This window comes from Nonomuraea sp. NPDC049695 (assembly GCF_040674955.1).
Lineage (GTDB): Bacteria > Actinomycetota > Actinomycetes > Streptosporangiales > Streptosporangiaceae > Nonomuraea > Nonomuraea helvata.
Map to the genome: position 1 here is coordinate 1 of NZ_JBFANV010000209.1, position 2,599 is coordinate 2,599.

Genomic DNA, 2,599 nt, shown 5'->3' on the forward strand with positions numbered 1-2,599 from the left:
CAGGCCGGAGGCCACATCCGGGTCTGCCCGCAGGACGCCAGCCAGCACTTCCCGCGCGTCGACCCCGCGGTCATCATGTTGGTACGCGCCGGCGTCCAGGTTGCTCAGGTCGCGCACCGCGAAGGCGTCCTCGGCGTCGTCGATCGGCGCGTACGCCACGGTGGTGCCCTCGATCTCGGTGAACGATTGCTCGTCCAGCCGGTGCGTGTACAGGTCGATCACGATCTTCTTGTCATGGTCGTTGACCACGGGGTTCTCCCTTCTTAGCCCCGTATGGGCGGGGGCTGGCTTGCCAGGCGGGGAAGAGCCTGGCCTGGAATCCCCGGCCCGCCGACTGCGCCACCGGCAGCGACGGGCCAGGGAGGCTTACGAGCGGCAGGCTGCGGGCCGTCCGGCAGCGTCCTGGGCGGTGTCAGAGACCCCGGCGGGCTCCAGGTCGGCCCACACGATGCGGTGACCACGCTCAGTGAAGTGGGTGCCATAACGGACTGCTAGGGCGGCCACGAGGCCCAGGCCGCGGCCCGTCTGCTGCATCGAGCCCGGCGTCAGCGGCGTGAACTGCGGCTCGGGGTCCGTCGTGCCCGGGTCGATGACTTCCAGCCGGACGAAGTCGCCGGCCAGGCCGAGCCGCACCTTGACCCAGTCGCGCTGCACTCCCGCCGGGACATGTCGCACGACATTGGTCACCAACTCGCAGACGACCAGCATCGCGTTGGACAGCAGGACCGCATCGGCGCCGACCATCCACAGCCGGATCGCTCTGCGGGACTGGCTCGGTGTCTTGGCACTACGCCGCAGCGTCGTGATCTGCCATCTGGCGACATCCGGTATCGGGGTGGCGAGGGTTTCCGCTGGCACAGACATCACCGACCATGAGGGATCGACCTCCCAGTCCACAAGATCTAAAAGTCTTGTGAACCTGGGCTTGGCCTGCTTTTCCGAAGACCTTCCCTAGCGTGGTACTCCTCAGCTACTTTTAGTAGTTAACAGGCAACACAGTTACTCCACACATCCGGTTCACCGATGTGTGTGAACGTGTGAACATGCTGGGTGGTGGGTCTATGGCAGGAAGCGAACTCGACCCAGGAGCCAGCCCCCTGGCCCTGTTCGGAGCCGAACTGAGGAGGCTGCGCGAGGAAAAGGGCATCACCCAGGAAGAGATCGCCGACTACACCCATGTCAGCAAGAGCCTGGTCAGCCAGATCGAGAACGCCAAGCGCACCCCGCAATGGGACTTCACCGAGCAGGTCGAAAAGCTGCTCGACCTCAAAGGCGAACCGCTGCTGCGGCTCATGCCGCTCGTGGTCAAATCCGGACCGACGTGGTTTCGCCAGTGGCCGAAGGTCGAGGCCACCGCGCACAGCCTGCGCACCTGGCAGCCTCTGGTTGTTCCCGGGCTGCTCCAGACGCGCAGCTACGCGCGCGCGATCCTGCGCGGCCAGCCGGGCATCACCGACGAACGCGTTGAGGAAGCGACCGAGGCGCGGCTGGCCCGCCAGACGGTGTTCGACCGTCCCGAACCGCCGATCTACGCGGCGGTCATCGACGAGGGCGTCCTGACCCGCCCCATCGGCGGAGCGAAGGTCATGCACGAGCAGCTAAGCCACCTGCTCACGATCCTCACTCACCCGTGCATCACCTTGCAGATCGTCCCCATGGACGCCGTCCCCACGATCGGCCTGCTGGGCGGTTTCGTGATCGCCCAGCAACCGCAGGGGCCGGACACTGTCTATCTGGACTCCGCCGCGGACGGCGAGGTAACCGATCGCGAGGACCGCGTGCGCACCGTTAATGTCAGATTCGACGCCATCCGGTCATATGCCCGGCCGGTCAATGAGACCGCAGACGTGATACGCGAGAAGATGGAGATGTTCCACAGTGAATGACGAACTGGCCGCCGAACTGGAGAACGCGGCCTGGCGCAAGGCGTCGGCCAGCGGCGCCAACGGCGGAGACTGCATCGAGGTCGCCCCGCTCAGCGGGGACCGTGTCGGCGTCCGCGACACCGAGCGGCCCGACCTGGAGCCGTGGGTGGTGCGCGGGAGCGCCTTTCGCGCTTTCGTTGCCGGTGCCAAGGACGGCGAATTCGACTTCTAACCCTCTTTCAGCCCCGCGCCGAAGGCTCTCCGCAGCACGCGGGGAGCCTTCGGTGTTCTGTCGTCTGATTGCAGTCGTCGTCCGGTCCGCCGCCCGGCCTCAGTCTGGCGGTTGACCGACCATGACCAAGCCCGCCCAAAGGCTCATGTCGCTTGGCCTGATGGCGTTCACGTGCTGCCACTTCTCACCGACATTCCTTGCCCCAGCGACCCCCGACCGCTGTCCAAACTGACCGTCAAACGCTTCTGCTACTCACCGGCAAAATCAGCTTCGTCTTGCGCATTGTGCCGTGGGCGAGCGACAGTTTCGCGAGACTGCGAAGGGACGTATCGCGTGCCTGCTCGTCCCCGGGCTACGCTGAACCTGTACAGATCCGACCGGAAGGGTCCCCCTCGTGAGCGCGCATCCCGCTGCGCCCGCGGCCCAGCACGCCGGCATCGTCACCGCCGAGGAGGTCGCGCGAGGGCTGGTGTGCGCGGCCGTGCGCGAGACGTTCGAGGAG

General features: G+C 66.3%; 4 protein-coding genes. 2 read left to right on the forward strand and 2 right to left on the reverse strand.

Annotated elements, in window-relative coordinates; translation table 11 throughout:
- A partial coding sequence (locus AB0J64_RS57020) for a hypothetical protein (RefSeq protein ID WP_364047135.1) occupies nt 1–249 on the reverse strand: 249 nt, incomplete at its 3' end.
- Nucleotides 250–366: 117 nt separating this feature from the next.
- Entirely contained in the window at nt 367–858 is a 492-nt protein-coding gene (locus tag AB0J64_RS57025) for an ATP-binding protein (protein WP_364047138.1), read from the reverse strand.
- Nucleotides 859–1,061: 203 nt separating this feature from the next.
- Between AB0J64_RS57025 and AB0J64_RS57030 the strand changes: the two genes are divergently transcribed.
- Both AB0J64_RS57030 and AB0J64_RS57035 read left to right on the forward strand, forming a co-directional pair.
- Entirely contained in the window at nt 1,062–1,886 is an 825-nt protein-coding gene (locus tag AB0J64_RS57030) for a helix-turn-helix transcriptional regulator (protein WP_364047141.1), read from the forward strand.
- Nucleotides 1,879–2,097, forward strand: coding sequence for a DUF397 domain-containing protein (locus tag AB0J64_RS57035; RefSeq protein ID WP_364047144.1), 219 nt, complete (start codon nt 1,879–1,881; stop codon nt 2,095–2,097). The genes AB0J64_RS57030 and AB0J64_RS57035 overlap by 8 nt, the downstream gene beginning before the upstream one ends.
- Nucleotides 2,098–2,599 lie beyond the last annotated feature (502 nt).